Origin of the sequence: Pseudomonas sp. YQ_5 (assembly GCF_043103305.1) — a bacterium.
GTDB classification, from domain to species: Bacteria; Pseudomonadota; Gammaproteobacteria; order Pseudomonadales; family Pseudomonadaceae; genus Aquipseudomonas; species Aquipseudomonas putida_Y.
The window spans coordinates 1-827 of record NZ_JBICJS010000085.1 but is presented as its reverse complement, the minus strand read 5'-3'; the positions used below and the strand labels follow the sequence as shown (position 1 = coordinate 827).

General features: G+C 51.1%; 1 rRNA gene. It reads right to left on the bottom strand.

Annotation, left to right across the window (positions count from 1 at the left end):
• Nucleotides 1–827 (bottom strand): 23S ribosomal RNA (locus tag ACF8EA_RS19735); the annotation flags it as partial.

The following is an 827-nucleotide window of genomic DNA, read 5'->3' as shown; positions in this document are numbered from 1 at the left end:
GGTGCATGGTTTGAGCCCCGTTACATCTTCCGCGCAGGCCGACTCGACTAGTGAGCTATTACGCTTTCTTTAAAGGGTGGCTGCTTCTAAGCCAACCTCCTAGCTGTCTAAGCCTTCCCACATCGTTTCCCACTTAACCATGACTTTGGGACCTTAGCTGACGGTCTGGGTTGTTTCCCTTTTCACGACGGACGTTAGCACCCGCCGTGTGTCTCCCATGCTCGGCACTTGTAGGTATTCGGAGTTTGCATCGGTTTGGTAAGTCGGGATGACCCCCTAGCCGAAACAGTGCTCTACCCCCTACAGTGATACATGAGGCGCTACCTAAATAGCTTTCGAGGAGAACCAGCTATCTCCGAGCTTGATTAGCCTTTCACTCCGATCCACAGGTCATCCGCTAACTTTTCAACGGTAGTCGGTTCGGTCCTCCAGTCAGTGTTACCTAACCTTCAACCTGCCCATGGATAGATCGCCCGGTTTCGGGTCTATACCCAGCGACTAAACGCCCTATTAAGACTCGCTTTCGCTACGCCTCCCCTATTCGGTTAAGCTCGCCACTGAATATAAGTCGCTGACCCATTATACAAAAGGTACGCAGTCACCTAACAAAGTAGGCTCCCACTGCTTGTACGCATACGGTTTCAGGTTCTATTTCACTCCCCTCTCCGGGGTTCTTTTCGCCTTTCCCTCACGGTACTGGTTCACTATCGGTCAGTCAGTAGTATTTAGCCTTGGAGGATGGTCCCCCCATATTCAGACAAAGTTTCTCGTGCTCCGTCCTACTCGATTTCATTGATAAGAGATTTTCGTGTACGGGGCTATCACCC